This window comes from Yersinia sp. SCPM-O-B-9106 (C-191) (assembly GCF_026183365.1).
Classification (GTDB): domain Bacteria; phylum Pseudomonadota; class Gammaproteobacteria; order Enterobacterales; family Enterobacteriaceae; genus Yersinia; species Yersinia rochesterensis.
Map to the genome: position 1 here is coordinate 3,840,122 of NZ_CP110791.1, position 18,698 is coordinate 3,858,819.

Here is an 18,698-nt window from a genome sequence, read left to right on the forward strand (position 1 = left end):
TCTCCGGGATGATGAGCGTTGAAAAGAGATGCGAAGTATTTATCAAAGTTCTTGTTTCGTCGGACGGAATAACACTTCGTTAATATCCACATCCTCCGGCTGGCCGATAGCAAAGGCCACAATACTGGCGAATGCATCAGCGGAAATAGCAACTTCGTCATAAAATTGCTTAATACCTGCCGCGACATCAGCTTCAGTGATGCTGTCCACCAACTCGCTACTCACTGCGCCGGGAGAAATAATGGTCGTCCGAATATTGTACGGCTTCACTTCCTGACGTAGCCCTTCAGAAATCACACGAACAGCGGTTTTGGTCGCCGCATACACAGCACTGCCCGGCCTCACTTTATGGCCCGCAACTGAGGAGGTATTGATGATATGCCCACTTTTCTGCTCTTTCATATAAGGAAGTGCTGCCGCAATGCCGTAAAGAACCCCTTTCAGATTCACATCAATCATTGCATTCCAATCATCAATCTTACGCCGCTCCAACAGTGAATGCGGCATTAGCCCGGCATTATTCACCATCACATCTATGCGACCATAAAGCCTGACCGCCGTGTCCACCAGCGCCTGAACCTGATCCGGATGCGTCACATCCGTTTTGACCACGGCAGCTTTATTCAATGATAGCTCGTCGGCCAATTTTTCCAGCCGGTCAATGCGGCGCGCACCCAGCACCACTTTTGCGCCATCTTTTGTCAGGCGACGAGCCAACGCCTCGCCCAGGCCACTGCTGGCCCCAGCGATAACCACAACTTTATTTTCAATACCTTGAGTCATATTTCCTCCGAGGTTATTTCTGATATTGCTCGTTGCTGACTTTTTCCATCCACTCAACGGGGCTACCATTAAGGGATTCAGCAATCGCCATGTGAGTCATCGCGGTATCTGGCGTTGCTCCATGCCAATGTTTCACTCCTTCAGGTATCCAAACAATATCGCCCTGATTCATCTCGTTAATCTCACTGCCCCACTCCTGAATCCAGCCACGGCCTTGAGTGATAATCAACGTTTGGCCCAGTGGATGAGTATGCCAGGCAGTACGCGCGCCCGGCTCGAATGTGACCAAAGCGCCGCCCACACGGGCAGGTGGAGTCGCCTGAAAAGGCGCATCAATACGCACCTGGCCGGTGAAATAATTGGCAGAACCGGATTGGGATACTTGAGAACCGCTTGGTGTAATTTTCACTTTTCCCTCCGCGCCAGCGAAAGCTGTCGGACTTAACATGGACTACATAACTGTAGACGCTGCGAGCAATTTCACCGTTATTCCTGATAATGTTCAGGTGACAGATCAAAGTCCGGTGAGTTTTTCCAGCGCCTCAGGATAGCGTTCGCCGACTAATGTGACTTTCGCAGCTGCGCTGTCAATTTGCTGAAGATCCGCGGCAGTCAACTCCAGGTTCGCCGCGCCAATATTCTCCTCCAGCCGATTTAACTTACGTGTCCCAGGGATCGGCACAATCCACGGTTTTTTCGCCAATAACCAAGCCAACGCGATTTGTGCCGGTGTCGCGCCTTTTTGCTGTGCCACATCCTGAATCAACGTAATCAACACCTGATTGGCCTTTAATGCCTCTGGAGTGAAACGCGGCAAAGTGCGACGAAAATCATCACTGGCAAACTCGGTTGATTCCGTCATTTTCCCCGTCAGATAACCTTTACCCAGCGGACTATAAGGCACCAAACCAATCCCCAACTCCTCTAGTGTAGGGATAATTTCCTGCTCCGGTTTCCGCCACCACAAAGAATATTCACTCTGTAGCGCGGTGACCGGCTGAACTGCATGGGCACGACGAATGGTTGCCGCCCCCGCCTCAGACAAACCAAAGTGCTTAACTTTCCCTTCTTTAATTAAATCTTGTACTGCGCCAGCCACATCTTCAATGGGTACATTGGGATCGACACGATGTTGATAAAACAGATCGATAACATCTGTTTTTAAGCGCTTGAGAGAGGCCTCCGCAACCTTCTTGATATGTTGAGGTCGGCTGTTTAAACCCCCCCATTTTGGCCCACCATTCGGATCGGCCTGAAAACCAAATTTGGTGGCAATCACCACTTTATCGCGCAAAGGGGCCAGCGCCTCACCCAACAACTCTTCATTGGTATATGGCCCATAGACTTCTGCGGTATCAAAGAATGTCACGCCAAGATCCACGGCTTTGCGCAGTAATGAAATCATTTCCTGTTTATCGGTTGCCGGGCCATAACCGAAGCTCATTCCCATGCAGCCTAAACCCATTGCTGACACTTCAAGATTACTGCGACCGAGTGTGCGCTTTTGCATTGTCTTTACCCCTGTTTGTTATTGCTTACCACCACAAGATACTCACCAAATGAATGCCTGTTGCAGGAAAGGTAGCAAATGCTTATACGGAGTATTAGAGGGGGAAATGTGCATGAGTATATGAATTAAATTCATAAATTGAGCTAAACTTGAAAACTTGAGTGCTAACCAGCGGGAAGCAAGATGTTAAAAGAGAATTTTAACGATTTAATTTCATTTCTAATGGTTGCCAGAGAACGTAGCTTTACCAAAGCCGCAGCAAAACTAGGCATTTCCCAATCAGCCTTAAGCCACTCAATTCGAGGGCTGGAGGAGCGACTGGAGCTTCGCTTACTGACCCGCACCACTCGCAGTGTGGCGCCGACTGAAGCCGGTGAAAGGCTGGCAAATAGCCTTGGGCCACGTTTTGCAGAAATTGAGAGCGAACTGGATGCGCTGAGTGAAATGCGAGCGCGCCCGGCGGGAAATATTCGAGTCACCGCTGGCGAACATGCTGTCGATTCTGTGCTCTGGCCGGTGCTGAAAACCTTTCTCACAGAATACGCTGACATCAAGGTAGAAATTACAGTCGACAATAGCTTAACTGACATTGTGACAGGCCGCTTTGATGCAGGTATCCGCCTGGGAGAGCAGGTTGCCAAGGACATGGTTGCGGTGCGGATTGGGCCTGATATGAGTATGGCTGTAGTTGGTTCGCCCCCATATCTGGCTAAATATGGCGTTCCTACCACACCAGCCGACCTGCAAAATCATCGCTGTATCAATATGCGCCTGCCAACAATGGGCGGCCTGTATGCTTGGGAGTTTGAAAAAGAAGGGCGCGAGTTAAAAGTTCGGGTTGAGGGACAGTTAACTTTCAATAGCTTACGACAGCGGATTGATGCAGCAATGATTGGTTTTGGTCTGACAATGGTGCCAGAAGATGCAGTAAGGGCAGAGATTGCCAGCGGTAATTTAGTTAGAGTTCTGCAAGAGTGGTGTGAGCCATTTCCCGGCTACTATCTTTACTACCCCAGCCGCAGGCAGCACACCACCGCGTTTTCACTGTTTGTCGATGCGCTGCGCTATCAGCGTTAACAGGGCAAAAGATAACTTAAAAATGTAAATATCACCCCCAGTGGAGCGCGTTTTGCTTATTGTAATTTTCATTTGCATCGCTATAATTTAGCCGGCTAAATAAATTAAAAGTGATCTATATGGAATATAAAGCAAGGGCGTTGCCCACCCGCGAGACGCTGGCTCGGGTGCAGAATCAAGAAAATCTCGACACCGATGTTTCCGGGGTGGATTTAGTCTTAAACCTGATCACCACCGCTGATTTAATTCGTTCAAGCATATACGCACAACTTGCTGATAAATATGGAATTTCAGAAGGTAAATTCATTCTCTTAATGTCACTTTATGGCGAAGGCGAAACCGCTGCCAGCGAGCTGGCATTACGCATTGGTGTCGCGCCTGCGACTGTCTCCGTCATGGTCAAACGTATGCTTTCCGTCCCCGAACCCTTGATTACCATGAGCCGAACCCATGCCGATGGACGCTCTCGCTTAATTGCATTAAGCCCTGCGGGACACCGCGTTATTAAAGAGGCGCTGCCGGGGCACATCAACGCCATTCGCTCTTTTGCCGAAGTGCTCAATGATCAAGAACGCGAATCCCTGATTTCAATGCTGCGAAAACTGCTGCGAAAAAACAGCTAAAAGCAGTTAAAAATAACCAAAACATGGGGTTTATCACGTTAACCCTTTTCCAATCACATACTTAGTCGGCTAAATAAATTGAATCAAGAACAAGAAAACACCTTAAAACCAATAAAGAAAATAGCAGTAATTTTCTTGGTGCTGCTGTTGGTTGGATCGAGCCTCATCTATTTTGGATCAAGAAATGACGCGGTATCCGTGGCCCAAAGTCTGAAGTCTGGCGTACTGACCGCCGATAAGATCAATATTGCGTTTGAAAATGTGGGCGGCAAACTTGTCACGCGCCAGGTGCAAGAGTCTCAGATGGCTCAAAAGGGTGACACCTTGATGATGCTGGATGAGGTGGATACCAACATTTCTATAGAGCGCCTCAAGGCGGTTATTCGTGCTCAGGAGGCGTCGATTCGTCTGGAAGAGTCCGCGGCGCGGATCGCGAGTGATGAAACCAAATTAACGGAAGTCTCTTCCTGGCGGAAAATTGAGGAAATTCAAGCCACACTGAGTGCCGCGCGTGCCAGTGAGGAACTGGCCCGTACTGACTTTAACCGTATGGCCAAGTTGAGTCACACCGGCAGTGTCTCGCAGTCCATGCTAGATAGTGCAAAAAGCATGTTAACGCAGACTCAGGCGGCTGTTGTGCAAGCTGAGCGCCAACTTGCTTCGGCCATGATTGGTACGACACCAGAACAGATAAAACGCCTCTCTGAGAAGGCGAGCGCTCAGGGCATGACACTTCAAGCCATTGCCAACTCGCGCGAGTCGATCAAAAACCGTGAAAATGTGCTGGACCAGCTTCGTGCTCAGTTAGCCCAGTCTCAAGCAGAACTGAGGCAACTGGAGGTCAACCACGGCCGCCTGACACTGACGGCTCCCGAAGCAGGTAAAGTCTTAAAAATCCTTTATGAGCCGGGTGAGATGATACCAACTGGCGCGCCAGCGGTTCTACTGGAGACTGCCCGCAGATATGTTGATATTTACGTCAATGAAAATATGGTTAGCGCTTACCAACCGGGTACAGCAGTAACCGCGCAAGTGCCAGCGCTTGATACCCATGTGAAAGGGGTGGTACGTTTTGCAACGGCAGCCCCCTCTTTTTCTGATTTACGCATGACCCGAGAACGCGGCCAGGCCGATTTGACCTCCTACCAAGTCCGAATCTACACAGAAGAAAAACCGCAATTGCTCACCGGGATGACGCTAGAGGTGGATGATGCAGAACATCGTTAAGTCCATGACCGATGAGATTGGTGCCATGATGTCAGGGCATGTCATGCCCTATCACAAGGTCGCCATTGTGGTTGCAGCGGTCATAGCACTCCTGTTTTCGCTGGTTTTTTCACATTCGACCGTCTTTGAGGGCAAGATTGCAGTGATTGATCTTGATGCCTCTCATTATTCGACAGAGCTAATCCAGAAGATAAATACATCGCCCTATATTGAAGTCACTCAGGTTTTACACTCCCCCATAAATCCTGAAATATTGACCTCGCACGACCGTAATATTGGTGTGCTTTATATCCCGAAAGGGCTTGAGAAAAGTTTAAAAACAGGCGATAGCGCGGTGCGTCTTGGTTACTTTGCGGACTACAGCAACTCAGCACAAAATGCCGAAGTGCTGCAAAACCTACATGAATATATCCCCGAACTAGGAGCTGAAATTGGTGCCGCCCGTATCTCCGCACTAGGGCTTGGCGACACCCAACTAGAGGCGGCGTTGAGTCCGATGCTGCTGAAAAGTCGCAATCTGTTTAACCCGACCAGTACCGCAACCAACTCGACCAGCATTGCTTTTGTCTACTTTTTCTCCTCACTCTTTTATGGCCTGGCCACACTGATGGTCATCGGCAGGTTGAAAGTCACGGGTGCCTGGAGCAATGCTGTCTTCAACCGAGGCCCACTGGCACTGATGTGCCGCATGGTTCCCTATGCCTTCTTTTACACCACCGGCATTACCATTGTGAGCGCCTTGTTGGTTATTTTTGGCCAACTGCGATTTGAGGGCAACTATTTTGCCTATCTGCCGACCATATTCATGACTGGATTGGCTTTTGGTTGGTTAGCTTTGATTCTGTCCTGGAAGACTCAAAATCCGGGAGAAGGTGCCAGTCTCATGACTTTCCTGGTGCCACCTGGATTTATTATGGGTGGGGCAACCATGGCGGTGGGGTTCATGCCTCTTTGGGCCTATTACCTGAGCTACGCCTTCCCGCTAGTTTGGCAATATCGGTTTTATCGCGATTTTGCTATGCGTGGGCAGACGATGGCCGAGATGCTTCCGACCTATGGGGCCTATTTGATCTTTTTGACGATAATCGCTTTTGTGGTGGTGCTACTCTACTACCGTACTCAAAAACAGATTGAAGCCGTTAACTGACAGTGCTCAGATTGAGCAAATACACAGGTATTTTAATGATGTCATCGCTCTATCGCAGTACAAAGTTTAATACCAATCAATTTACTGGGAGCACTGTAGAAAACAGCCAGTTTTTTGAATGCGATTTTTCTGGTAACGATTTAACCGATACACAGTTTATCAACTGCCAATTTTACGATCGAGAATATCAGGTGGGATGTGACTTTAATCGTGCAACCTTAAAAGACGCCAGTTTTAAAAACTGCGATTTAACTATGAATAACTTCATGAACATTAATGCGTTAGGAATAGAAATAAGAGGCTGCCTGGCTCAAGGCGCTGATTTTCGCGGTGCCAGTTTTATGAATATGATTACCGCCCGGAGTTGGTTTTGTAGTGCATATATCACTAAAAACAATTTAAGTTACGCTAACTTTTCGAAAGTTGTCTTAGAGAAATGTGAGTTATGGGAAAACCGTTGGATGGGTACGAATATTTTAGGCGCAACTTTTAGCGGATCTGATTTGTCTGGTGGTGAATTCTCATCTTTTGACTGGAGTTCAGCAAATTTCACCCATTGTGACCTGACCAATTCTGCCATCGGTGAACTAGACATTCGTAGAAATGATTTGGAGGGCGTCAAATTGGATAGTGATCAGGTATCACAGCTGATGGGTCGTCTCGGAATCATCGTTATAGAGTGACTCGCGTCGTGGACAGTCATTCCTCTCCTGCATATATCACAGAAACAAAAACCCCGCCGAAGCGGGGTTTTATGGAATGAGTGGAGTTGACCGGTAAGCCGGGTTCTGTCGTGGACAGTCATTCCTCTAGGCCAGCAATCACTCACTGGCTCAAGCAGCCTACCCGGGTTCAGTACGGGCCGTACCATGTGAACCCCTATTTGGCCTTGCTCCGGGTGGAGTTTACCTTGCCACGAACTGTTGCCAGCCGCGCGGTGCGCTCTTACCGCACCCTTTCACCCTTACCTGATCCCACTTGCGCGGGCCATCGGCGGTTTGCTCTCTGTTGCACTTGTCGTAGGCTTGCGCCTCCCAGGCGTTACCTGGCACCCTGCCCTATGGAGCCCGGACTTTCCTCCCCTTCACCTGTCTCCCCCGAAAGGGACGGCAGCGAAGCGGCGACTGTCTAGTCAACTCCGCGGCGGATTATAGTCACATTACTGTTGAATGTCATCTTCCGCTTGCATTTGGCTGTCATCTTGCTGTTCAAGTGCATACTTATAAAGCGCATTCTTTTTCACGCCGTGGATTTCTGCGGCTAAAGCGGCAGCTTTTTTCAGCGGTAACTCTTTTTGCAACAACGCAAGAGTACGCAAGGCGGCAGCAGGCAGAGCATCATCCGCCTGTACTTTATGGCCTTCGACAATCAAGACCATTTCGCCACGGCGTCGGGTTTCTTCTTCCTGAACCCACGCCAGTAACTCGCCAACAGGCGCGCCGTGGATAGACTCCCAAGTTTTGGTGAGTTCTCTAGCCAGTACCACATAGCGTTGTGGGCCAAGTACAGTTACCATGTCCTGTAAACTTTCTAACAAGCGATGGGTTGATTCGTAGAAGATTAGGGTTCGAGGTTCCTCAATCAGCGCTTGCAGAGTATCCTTACGTCCTTTGGTTTTCGCAGGCAAGAAGCCTTCGTAGCAAAAACGGTCTGAGGCAATACCGGCGGCGGAGAGGGCTGTAATCGCCGCACATGCGCCCGGTAATGGCACAACTCTGATGCCAGCTTCACGGCAACGGCGCACTAAATGGTAGCCCGGATCGTTAATCAGTGGCGTGCCTGCATCTGAAACCAGTGCAATACTCTGGCCGGCTTGCAGTTTCGCCAGTAAATGATCGGCTTTTTGTTGTTCGTTATGGTCATGAAGTGCAAATAGGCGGGCGTTGATCGCGAAATGTTGTAACAGCAACCCTGTATGACGTGTATCTTCTGCCGCAATCAAATCAACGCCTTTCAGTACCTCTAACGCCCGATGGGTTATATCCCCTAAATTACCGATTGGGGTAGGTACCACATAAAGCGTAGATGCAGAAATCACTGCTCGATCGTGTTGATTCATTGTTTCATCCGAATTACCGATTTAATATTGAGCATCTTGAAAAAAACATCACTGGATACAGTATGCTTTCCTCAACATTCGTTCGTTCCAAAGCAGGGCTAGTCCCTGTTGTGTTGGCTGCTTTGATACTGGCAGCTTGTTCAGGCAGAGCACCACAGACGCCGCCCGTCAATATACAGGACGAAGCAAGCGCTAACTCTGACTATTATCTGCAACAGTTGCAACAGAGCAGTGATGATAACAAGGCTGACTGGCAATTACTTGCCATTCGTGCCCAGTTACGCGAAGGGAAAGTCCCTCAAGCAGCAGAACTGCTTGGAACTTTGCCCGCTGACCTGAATGACACACAGCGCCAGGAACAGCAATTACTGACCGCAGAACTGCTGGTTGCACAGAAAAACAATCCTGCTGCTGCGGATGTTTTGGCCAAATTGGATGCCGGGAAGTTCTCAGCCAACCAACAAGTGCGCTTCTATCAAGCACTGATTGCCGCCAATCAGGGTAAAGCAACCTTGCCGCTGGTGCGCGCATTCATTGCTCAAGAACCCCTGCTCAGTGATAAAGCCCATCAAGATAATATTGATGGCACCTGGCAAGCGCTGGCCCAGCTCACCCCACAAGAGTTGAATAACATTGTGATTAACGCGGACGAAAACGTCCTGCAAGGTTGGCTGGATTTACTGCATGTCTATCAGGATAACAAGCAAGACCCTGACATGCTGAAAGCCGGTATTAAAGATTGGCAAAATCGTTATCCGCAAAATCCGGCAGCGAAAAACCTGCCAACGGCATTAACGCAAATCAGCAACTTCAGCCAGGCGTCTACGGCGAAAATTGCCTTATTGCTGCCATTAAGCGGCCCGGCACAAGTCTTTGCCGATGCTATCCAGCAAGGTTTTACTGCCGCACAGAATGGCTTGCCAGTTAACGCTCCTACACCGGTAGAGCCAGATGCAACCGCAAGTACGCCAACGGATGCCGCGGCGACGCCGGTTACAGATGTGGCTGCGCCTATACCAGCGCCAGCACCTGTCACCACCAGCAATGCACAAGTTAAAATCTACGATACCACCACTCAGCCGATTGCAGCTTTACTCGCGCAAGCCCAGCAAGATGGCGCGACATTGGTGGTTGGCCCACTGCTGAAGCCCGAAGTTGAACAACTGAGTGCAACCCCCAGCACACTAAATATTCTGGCGCTGAACCAGCCGGAAGTCAGCACCAATAGCCCGAATATCTGTTATTTCGCCCTTTCTCCTGAAGATGAAGCCCGCGATGCCGCGCATCATTTATGGAGCCAGGAAAAAAGAATGCCGCTGTTGCTAACCCCGCGTGGTGCCTTGGGTGACCGCATCGCCAAAGCCTTTGCTGAAGAGTGGCAGAAGCAAGGTGGTCAGACGGTATTACAACAAAACTTCGGCTCTACTGCGGAGTTAAAACAAGCTATCAACAGTGGCGCGGGCATCCGCCTGACCGGTCAACCGATTAGCGTTTCAAGCGCACCGGCGGCTGCACCAGCATCAGTCACTATTGCTGGCCTGACCATCCCTGCACCGCCCGTCGATGCACCGGTAGTTTCAACCGCCGTTGGTGGTAACATTGATGCGGTGTATATCATCGCGACACCGGCCGAGCTGACACTGATCAAGCCAATGATTGATATGGCGACCAGCACCCGCAGCAAACCTGCGCTGTTCGCCAGCTCACGCAGCTATCAAGCAGGTGCAGGCCCAGACTACCGGCTGGAAATGGAAGGCATTCAGTTTAGTGATATTCCACTGATGGCCGGGTCGAATCCAGCGCTGATGCAACAAGCGGCAGCCAAATATGCTAACGACTATTCGCTGGTACGTTTGTACGCCATGGGCATTGATGCGTGGACATTATCGAATCATTTTGCTGAAATGCGCCAAATTCCTGGTTTCCAGGTCAGCGGCACCACCGGTGATTTAACGGCATCAGCCGATTGTGTTATCACCCGTAAATTACCTTGGCTGCAATACCGCCAGGGCATGGTAGTACCGGCGGCGTAAGTGATTCGGGTAAATGAATGCAGCTAACAACCCTGCAATTTCAAGGACGAAAAGTATTCCCAAAGTCATTGGAGTTTGCAGGTAGGCAGCAAGTGAGTGAACCCCGATGAACTTACTCAAGTAAGTGATTCGGGTAAATGAATGCAGCTAACAACCCTGCAATTTCAAGGACGAAAAGTATTCCCAAAGTCATTGGAGTTTGCAGGTAGGCAGCAAGTGAGTGAACCCCGATGAGCTTACTCAAGTAAGTGATTCGGGTAAATGAACGCAGCTAACAACCCTGCAATTTCAAGGACGAAAAGTATTCCCAAAGTCATTGGAGTTTGCAGGTAGGCAGCAAGTGAGTGAATCCCGATGAGCTTACTCAAGTAAGTGATTCGGGTAAATGAATGCAGCTAACAACCCTGCAATTTCAAGGACGAAAAGTATTCCCAAAGTCATTGGAGTTTGCAGGTAGGCAGCAAGTGAGTGAACCCCGATGAGCTTACTCAAGTAAGTGATTCGGGTAAATGAACGCAGCTAACAACCCTGCAATTTCAAGGACGAAGGGAATTATGAGCCAAAGGAAAACTGGCACACACTACGAAAACCAAGCCCGCCACCATCTTGAGCGGGCGGGTTTAGTGTTTGAGGCGGCCAATGTCACCTATCAAAGTGGTGAGATTGACCTTATCATGCGCGACGGAGCCACTTGGGTGTTTGTTGAAGTACGCTTTCGCCGCAATACCCTATTCGGTGGCGCTGCCGCCAGTGTCACTTACCGCAAGCAACAGCGGCTACTCCGGGCTGCGGCCCTTTGGTTGGCACAACGAAACGCATGTTTTGCCACAACATTATGCCGTTTTGATGTTTTTGCCATCACGGGTAGTCAGTTAGAATGGCTGCCAAACGCCTTCAATGCGGATTGATGATTTTTCTCCGGTTTATGCCGGCTCTGCCCAAAGAAGTTGGAGTTGCAAGTAGGCGGCAAGAGAACGAATCCCGATGAGCTGACTCAGGTAAGTGATTCGAGTGAATGAACGTAGCCAACACCCTTGCAGCTTCAAATACGAAGGGCATATTAATTTTATTAAGTGGGTCAAATCAACGTGCTGGATAGAATCAAAGGTTGTTTTACAGAAAGTATTCAAACCCAGATTGCCGCGGCTGAGGCTCTGCCTGATGCCATATCCCGTGCAGCAATGACGTTGGTTCAGTCACTGCTCAACGGCAATAAAATTCTCTGCTGCGGTAATGGGACTTCTGCGGCTAACGCACAACACTTTGCGGCTAGTATGATAAACCGTTTTGAAACAGAACGGCCCAGCCTGCCAGCTATTGCTTTAAATGCTGATAATGTGGTGCTGACAGCAATCGCCAATGACCGCCTGCATGATGAAGTCTATGCCAAACAGGTTCGTGCGCTGGGTCATGCTGGTGATGTTTTGCTCGCTATTTCCACTCGTGGCAATAGCCGTGATATTGTGAAAGCGGTCGAAGCCGCAGTTACCCGTGATATGACCATCGTCGCACTGACCGGTTATGATGGTGGTGAGCTGGCGGGCTTGTTAGGTCAGCAGGATGTTGAAATCCGCATACCTTCGCACCGTAGCGCTCGGGTTCAAGAATTACACATGCTGACAGTGAATTGCTTGTGTGACTTAATTGATAACACTCTATTTCCTCATCAGGACGATTAAAGGAGCACGAATGAAGGTTGGTTATATTTTTGCCATGCTATTCAGCGCCCTGTTATTACAAGGTTGTATCGGTGCTGTGGTGGTTGGCAGTGCAGCCGTTGCAACTAAATCTGCCACAGACCCGCGCTCTGTCGGCACCCAGGTCGACGATGGCACACTTGAGGCCAGAGTTGTCAATGCACTGAGCAAAGATCAGCAGATAAAGAGCCAAACACGTTTTGTCGTGACCGCTTATCAAGGGAAGGTTTTGCTGACAGGGCAATCGCCAACAGCTGAACTGTCTAGCCGTGCCAAGCAAATTGCAGCCGGTGTTGATGGTGCCACAGAAGTGTATAACGAAATGCGCTTGGGTAAGCCGGTCGATCTGTCCACCGCATCCATGGATACTTGGATCACCACCAAAGTTCGCTCACAATTACTGACCGCCGACTCGGTTAAATCCTCCAACGTGAAAGTCACCACGGAGAATGGCGAAGTGTTCCTTTTGGGTCTGGTGACTCAGCAGGAAGGGCAATCAGCTGCTCAGATAGCCAGTCAGGTGAGTGGCGTTAAGCATGTGACTACCGCGTTTACTATTGTGAAATAACTCAGTTTATTGACATAGAATCAAACTGATACGGGCTTAGCGCAATCTAAGCCCGTTTTCTTAATCTAACTGATTTTCCTGCAAAAACGCCTTGCCACCCAACTGCCGCATCTGGCGCAAAATCCACTGTTGGCGGGAAACAACATAACCTGATGGCGCATTCACTTTAAAACGTAGTGGATTGGGCAGAACTGCGGCTAACAGGGCGGCTTCTGACGCACTCAATTTACTGGCCGGTTTATTAAAGAAATGGCGCGCAGCCGCTTCCACACCAAAAATACCCTCGCCAAATTCCGCGATATTCAGATAAACCGTCAGAATACGCCGCTTGGTCCACACCAACTCAATACCGGCGGTCAGGCCCACCTCCAACCCTTTACGCACCCAGCTGCGTCCATCCCATAGGAACAGATTTTTGGCGGTTTGTTGCGATAAGGTGGATGCACCACGGATACGATTTTGATTGCGCTGATTGTGGGCTAATGCCGACTCAATGGCACCGACATCAAACCCCCAATGCTCAGGGAATTTTTGATCTTCCGCGGCCATCACCGCCAGCGCCATATAAGGCGAGATTTCATCCATCGGCACCCAATCAGAATGAGCAACATATGAAAAATCGCCTGTCAGCCAGGCCCCGAGCTGCCTTTCAATCATGACCATGGAAAACGGAACCGGCAGGAAAGCAAAAATCAAAATACCGGCCAACCACAGAGCAACAATGCCAATGATGCCCCGCTTGCCCCAATACCAAAGCCAATTTAATCCACGGCGAACTGAAATCATTCGGTTAAATCCAGCACCTTCGCCACCAGCTTATCAATTCCTTTTGCTGCTTCGGAAATTGATGCCGCCAACATGTAGGCCGGTGTTGTGACCACTTTATTCTCTGCATCGACCACTACATCATCAGCAGGGCAAATAACATGTTGCCCTCCCATAGCTTCAATTGCATCAATAGTATCGGGATCGTTACCAATCGTCAGGCGAACAGGTTTCCCCAGCAGCTTTGGCAACATCACCGGTGAAATACACATAAATCCAATTGGTTTACCGGCCTTATGCATTGATTGAGTAAGCTTAACTAAATCTGGATCTATAGAACATTCAGAACCTTTAATGGCGAAATCACTGAGGTTCTTTGCGGCACCAAAACCACCAGGAACAATAAGGGCATCCAAGTCCTCTGAATTGGCGACAGAAAGCGGCTTTATCAGGCTCCGAGCAATGCGCGCAGACTCCACTAAAACATTCCGCTGCTCAGTAGATTCTTCACCAGTAAGATGATTAATAACATGGAGTTGCGGCTTATCTGGTGCGAAGAATAAAACACGAGCTCCAGCACGATCCAATGCTAATATAGTTAAGACAGACTCATGTATCTCTGTGCCATCTAAAACACCACATCCACTCAGCACTACACCGACTGTTTTCATCACACCTCTCCTTTTCTCACGCTGTCAATTGCTTAACTCGTTCTAGTAACAAAGACCAATCTCTATCACATATTTTAATGAATCTTGTAACAAGAGCGCTTACATTTGCTATGTTATTGCTTGTATGATGTATGGACGAATCCTTACAACCTGCGAATCCATTAGAAATCGAAATTATTATGCCCTAAATAATTCGAGTTACAGGAAAGTGGCAACTGAGCGAATTCCCAAGAGTCTACTTACTTTAAGGTCAACGACCAGTAAGTGACTGGGATGAACGAAAGAAGCCAACGCACTTGTCACTTGAAGTATGACGGGGATCGCAGGTTAACGATTTCCCTGGTGTTGGCGCAGTATTCGCGCACCCCGGCCTCGGTCGGGGTTATTTTTTTTCAGCGGTCGCTGCCCACTCACGTAACACTTGAACATCATTGCGCCATTCTGATTTTAATTCATCGACCCAATCTTGCACGTTATCCCACCATGCTGGCAGTGTCGGTGTCTGAATTTGCTGTGCAAGCTGCTGGATATGGCGTAACCCCACGGAGCCAGCCGCCCCTTTAATTTTATGCGCCTCTTCCGTAATACCCTGCTGATCCCGCGCGGTCATGTTTGAATCCAATACCGCCAAATAGCCCGGCATCACTTGTTCAAACATTTCAAGGCTTTGATGGATTAGTTGTGGGCCAACCAAATCGATATATTGTTCCAGCATGGCAGTATCAAGTAACGATTCATGGGTTTGCATCACTTTAAGTTCCTGTTTTTTAGCGGCAGAAGAAGGCTTATGATCCCAGAACTGCTTAATCATGGCCGTGAGCGCGGGCACTGATAACGGCTTACTCAGCACATCATCCATCCCGGCATCTAAATATTCTTTTTTGTCTTTCAGCACGTTAGCGGTCAAGGCCACCAATGGCGGCAAGGATTGCTGCCCATAATCAGCCCGAATTTGACGGGCGATATCCAACCCACTCATATCTGGTAATTGAATATCCAACAGCACTAAATCAAAATTATCCGGTTTGAACATCGCCAGCGCATCGTGGCCATTCATCGCCACCTCGACACTGTTGCCCAGTTTCTCCAACACCGAACGCGCGACGATAACATTCAGCTCGATATCCTCCACCAGCAAGATGTGGAGAGCCGGCAGCGGGAGATCCTCACCTGATGGCGTGCTGGACGTGGCCTGCACGGCTGGCGCTTTAATCGTCAGGGTAAAGCATGAACCTGCCCCTTGGGCACTTTTCACCGTGATATCACCGCCCATGCTCTGTGCCAGACGTTTAGACACCGCCAACCCGATGCCCGTTCCGGTCGCCGGGCGGCCGCCATTGCTATCTTTCACCTGATAATACATGGCGAAAATCTTATCTTGTTCATCCTCAGGAATGCCCATCCCTGAATCTTCTACTTCAAAAATCAAGCGGTCAGTGCCTTCCCGTCGCACCCGCACCACAATTTCGCCTTGCTGGGTAAACTTCACCGCGTTGCCAATCAAATTCCACAGAATTTGGCGCAAGCGGGTGCCATCGGTAATGATTTTCTCCGGCAATGGTAACTGCGGTTCCATAATGAACTTCAGCCCTTTTGGCTGCACCAACAGGCCAGAAAGGTTTTCTAAATCCGCCATAAACCCAGTAAAATCAATTGGTTGATTATCCAGCTGAACTTTACGGCGCTCCAACTTATCCATCTCAATGATATCGTTGAAGATATTCCCGAGGGTAATAGCACTGACGTGAATGGTTTTCAGGTACTTTAATTGCTCGCTATCTAATTCGGTGTCTAACAAGATGCGGCTCAGGCCCACGATGCCATTAAGCGGCGTACGCAGCTCGTGGCTGATAGTTGAGATGAAAGTCGTCTTATCCCTACTGGCGTTCTCCAGCGCGTCCTGATAGCGCTTACGCTCAGTTATATCGCGCCCAAAGCCCATTAACCCGTGCCGCTTACCGACACGGTCGTAAAACGGCACTTTACGCAATTCAAAGCAGGCTTTGCGGCCATCGGGGTACACCAACCACTGCTCATAGGTCAGCGAAACGTTGTGACGGAAAACTTTCTCATCGGTTTCCATGACTTTCTCGGCAATATCCGGCGCATAAACCTCTTTAGGGGTCAGTCCGACCAATTGCTTCTCACTTTTTCCGGTCAGCAACTCCATTGCCCGGTTGCAGCCGGAGAACTCATTATCTTCGTTACGGTAATAAACCAAATCCGGTGAAGCATCCAAAAAAGAGCGCAATAAGGCCGACTGCTGCCCTAACTCAACTTGCGCCTGTTCACGGTGGCCCATTTCTTCTTTCAGTTTGTCGACCACTTGCAGATGCGCTTTCTCTGCTTTCTCACGCTCGACGATTTCCTGATTAAGTTGAGCAATATTCTCCGTCAGTTGTTTATTTAGCTCTAAATCGCGATAACGCATCACTTCAAGCTTATCCACCAACCGCGATAAACGCTGGCGCGACTCTTCCAGTTGTTCAACCACCACCGACAGGAAATACACTGCCCATGGGGTTATCAGCAAACCAAAGAAAATGGAACGCACCAGATCGAGGGTTTCCACCGAGCCACTCAATACAAAGGTCACCGCCATCTGAACCACCATGGCCAGCAACACCAGCACAGATGCCAGTAGCAGTGAGAAGCGAACCAGCCCTAACTTAACCATTAAATCAACGTAGTACTGGGCTAATACCCTGATTTGCTTCATAGCAACCCCTGTCTGTGTTTATCTGATAAATCATACCGGAAATCTGTCAAGAGATAAGATGGCTTCCTCAGAAGTGTGGAAAAGATTGCAAATCACAATGAGGTATTGTGTGAGAAACAAGGTGGGCGGTAAAAAATTACGGCGTAGCGAGCTAAGTCAGACTGAGTGCGTACAGCGCGGAAAAACCGGAGCGTACACGTAGTACGTGAGGATTTTGAGCACTGCACAATCCCAGTATGACGATGCGCAGTAGCCGATCACCGCGCAGAGGCTTGCCCGCCATGGGCCAGCATATAATTATTCAACTCATTCATACCCGTCCAGCGGTTCGCGCACCACAATGGCGCAAGCAGGGTTGGCCTGCGGGCACTGGCAGAAATCCGGTGGTAGACAATTTCGGCGGGGGTATGGCGGATCATTTCACCGGCGGTCAGCACATAATCTTCCAGTGCCAGTTCGGGCAAACGCCCCGCCCGCCAAGCTTTGGCCATGATACTGCCCTCCACGATATGCAGCGGGTGCAGTTTTATCCCATCGACACCGGTTGCCACCACTTTCTCCAGCGTTTCCATGCACTGCGCCTGATTCTCACCGGGCAAGCCAACAATTAAATGGCAGCACACTTTCAGCCCTCGGGCACGAGCACGGCGGGCAGTTTGCTGGTAACAAGCAAAATCATGGCCACGATTAATACGTTTGAGGGTTTTATCATTCGCAGTTTGTAGCCCCAACTCCAACCAAACCTCATAACCTTGCTGATGATAACCACTCAATAAATCCAACACCGCGTCGGGCACACAATCGGGCCGAGTGCCGACACACAAACCCACAATGTCAGCTTCAGCCAAAGCTTGCTCATACATCGCCGCCAGCGCATTGACCTCTGCATAAGTACTGGTATAGGCCTGGAAGTAGGCCAGGTAGCGTTTTGCCCGATTGGCTTTTTTGGCCTGTTCCGCTAATTGCTGTGCAATGCCCTGCTGCTGCATTTGTTCGTCGGCAAATGAGGCCACATTGCAAAAAGTGCAGCCGCCGCGCCCCAGAGTTCCATCACGATTAGGGCAGCTAAACCCGCCGTGTAGCGTGAGTTTATGAATTTTTTCACCATAGCGGCGCTGTAAATCCGCACCAAACATATTGACTAATCGCTGCAACTGCATAATCTTGGCACTGCCTGTCAAAAAAGAGCTTTAGGCTACCCGCTAGCGATATCATTCGCGATGACAGAGATCAACTCCCAAGCCCTTGGGTGCAGCTTCGCATAACCATTCACTATAAATGCAAATAAAATCACTTGACCGATGATTAAATTTTCTTATTTCCACCAAGCCCTTAGCGCTTCTGTTACAATTCAATGAAAAATAGTTTTAAACACCAGAAAATATATTAAATCCAGTTTATCATTCCGCAATCCCCACCAGCACTAGCATGGTGCAGCGATTTGTCGATTGCACTATAGTGAGACAGCTCACACTTTAGTATCTACTCCATGGCGCATTGAACAGGGTAAAAACGCCAATAAATTTATATTTATCATTACGATAAACCCACTTATTACATTAACGATATATCTTACGCCTATATTTGACCTGAGTATTCTTTCTCGCTAAGTTGGAAGTCCGCTGGAAGCTTTCTAGACGGGCAAACGTCTAGTCATAATTATGCAGTAATTTAAGACTCCCTCTTAAAACAAGTCTTATACCACTTGTGAGAACCGTCACAAGAGGCCATTGCCGGAGGGCGGAAAAGCAGATTTGCCGCAAAATACGCGGCTGTCAGCCCACCCCGTCTGATGCCAATATGTCCTTCTGGAGTCGGT

At 49.2% G+C, this 18,698-nt stretch carries 17 protein-coding genes and 1 other RNA gene; 9 read left to right on the forward strand and 9 right to left on the reverse strand.

What is annotated here, in order from left to right:
- Window positions 1–42: 42 nt before the first annotated feature.
- The 3 genes from OP863_RS17370 to OP863_RS17380 form a co-directional block, all read right to left on the reverse strand.
- Window positions 43–783 (reverse strand): SDR family oxidoreductase, encoded by a 741-nt coding sequence (locus OP863_RS17370; RefSeq protein WP_145589300.1) that lies wholly within the window; start codon window positions 781–783, stop codon window positions 43–45.
- 13 nt (window positions 784–796) lie between these two features.
- On the reverse strand, window positions 797–1,231 hold the full coding sequence (locus OP863_RS17375) for a cupin domain-containing protein (protein WP_186378203.1): 435 nt from the start codon (window positions 1,229–1,231) through the stop codon (window positions 797–799).
- Between the two features lie 66 nt (window positions 1,232–1,297).
- Complete coding sequence (locus tag OP863_RS17380) at window positions 1,298–2,293, reverse strand: aldo/keto reductase (protein ID WP_265525663.1); 996 nt, start codon at window positions 2,291–2,293, stop codon at window positions 1,298–1,300.
- A 183-nt stretch (window positions 2,294–2,476) separates the two neighbouring features.
- Here OP863_RS17380 and OP863_RS17385 point away from each other — a divergent pair, with 183 nt between their 5' ends.
- The 5 genes from OP863_RS17385 to OP863_RS17405 all read left to right on the forward strand — a co-directional run bounded on the left by OP863_RS17385 (window position 2,477) and on the right by OP863_RS17405 (window position 7,050).
- Entirely contained in the window at window positions 2,477–3,370 is an 894-nt protein-coding gene (locus OP863_RS17385; RefSeq protein WP_120011516.1) for a LysR family transcriptional regulator, read from the forward strand.
- Between the two features lie 119 nt (window positions 3,371–3,489).
- Window positions 3,490–3,993 (forward strand): MarR family winged helix-turn-helix transcriptional regulator, encoded by a 504-nt coding sequence (locus OP863_RS17390; RefSeq protein WP_145589304.1) that lies wholly within the window; start codon window positions 3,490–3,492, stop codon window positions 3,991–3,993.
- Window positions 3,994–4,191: 198 nt separating this feature from the next.
- Window positions 4,192–5,220, forward strand: coding sequence for an HlyD family secretion protein (locus OP863_RS17395; protein ID WP_265525664.1), 1,029 nt, complete (start codon window positions 4,192–4,194; stop codon window positions 5,218–5,220).
- Window positions 5,204–6,367 carry an ABC transporter permease gene (locus OP863_RS17400; RefSeq protein WP_038638819.1) on the forward strand — a complete coding sequence of 388 codons (1,164 nt, stop codon included), beginning with the start codon at window positions 5,204–5,206 and terminating at the stop codon, window positions 6,365–6,367. The genes OP863_RS17395 and OP863_RS17400 overlap by 17 nt, the downstream gene beginning before the upstream one ends.
- 38 nt (window positions 6,368–6,405) lie before the next feature.
- Complete coding sequence (locus OP863_RS17405) at window positions 6,406–7,050, forward strand: Qnr family pentapeptide repeat protein (protein ID WP_145591258.1); 645 nt, start codon at window positions 6,406–6,408, stop codon at window positions 7,048–7,050.
- Between the two features lie 78 nt (window positions 7,051–7,128).
- Here the strand turns inward: OP863_RS17405 and rnpB are convergent.
- An RNA gene (gene rnpB / locus OP863_RS17410) (RNase P RNA component class A) lies at window positions 7,129–7,507 on the reverse strand.
- 19 nt (window positions 7,508–7,526) lie between these two features.
- Entirely contained in the window at window positions 7,527–8,426 is a 900-nt protein-coding gene (rsmI, locus tag OP863_RS17415) for a 16S rRNA (cytidine(1402)-2'-O)-methyltransferase (protein ID WP_038638792.1), read from the reverse strand.
- A gap of 62 nt (window positions 8,427–8,488) precedes the next feature.
- Between rsmI and OP863_RS17420 the strand changes: the two genes are divergently transcribed.
- From OP863_RS17420 to dolP, 4 genes are all read left to right on the forward strand, one after another.
- Window positions 8,489–10,459 carry a penicillin-binding protein activator gene (locus OP863_RS17420; protein ID WP_265525665.1) on the forward strand — a complete coding sequence of 657 codons (1,971 nt, stop codon included), beginning with the start codon at window positions 8,489–8,491 and terminating at the stop codon, window positions 10,457–10,459.
- Between the two features lie 554 nt (window positions 10,460–11,013).
- Complete coding sequence (locus tag OP863_RS17425; protein ID WP_038638788.1) at window positions 11,014–11,367, forward strand: YraN family protein; 354 nt, start codon at window positions 11,014–11,016, stop codon at window positions 11,365–11,367.
- Window positions 11,368–11,547: 180 nt separating this feature from the next.
- Window positions 11,548–12,138, forward strand: coding sequence for a DnaA initiator-associating protein DiaA (gene diaA, locus OP863_RS17430; protein ID WP_004710884.1), 591 nt, complete (start codon window positions 11,548–11,550; stop codon window positions 12,136–12,138).
- Between the two features lie 10 nt (window positions 12,139–12,148).
- Entirely contained in the window at window positions 12,149–12,724 is a 576-nt protein-coding gene (gene dolP / locus OP863_RS17435) for a division/outer membrane stress-associated lipid-binding lipoprotein (RefSeq protein WP_038638786.1), read from the forward strand.
- Window positions 12,725–12,784: 60 nt separating this feature from the next.
- On the opposite strand, the gene mtgA is transcribed toward dolP, so the two are convergent.
- From mtgA to OP863_RS17455, 4 genes are all read right to left on the reverse strand, one after another.
- Entirely contained in the window at window positions 12,785–13,510 is a 726-nt protein-coding gene (mtgA, locus tag OP863_RS17440; RefSeq protein ID WP_038638783.1) for a monofunctional biosynthetic peptidoglycan transglycosylase, read from the reverse strand.
- Entirely contained in the window at window positions 13,507–14,160 is a 654-nt protein-coding gene (gene elbB, locus OP863_RS17445; RefSeq protein ID WP_038638781.1) for an isoprenoid biosynthesis glyoxalase ElbB, read from the reverse strand. The genes mtgA and elbB overlap by 4 nt, the downstream gene beginning before the upstream one ends.
- 382 nt (window positions 14,161–14,542) lie before the next feature.
- Window positions 14,543–16,879 carry an aerobic respiration two-component sensor histidine kinase ArcB gene (gene arcB, locus OP863_RS17450; protein WP_145589306.1) on the reverse strand — a complete coding sequence of 779 codons (2,337 nt, stop codon included), beginning with the start codon at window positions 16,877–16,879 and terminating at the stop codon, window positions 14,543–14,545.
- Window positions 16,880–17,136: 257 nt separating this feature from the next.
- On the reverse strand, window positions 17,137–18,039 hold the full coding sequence (locus OP863_RS17455) for a TIGR01212 family radical SAM protein (RefSeq protein ID WP_050292037.1): 903 nt from the start codon (window positions 18,037–18,039) through the stop codon (window positions 17,137–17,139).
- Window positions 18,040–18,698 lie beyond the last annotated feature (659 nt).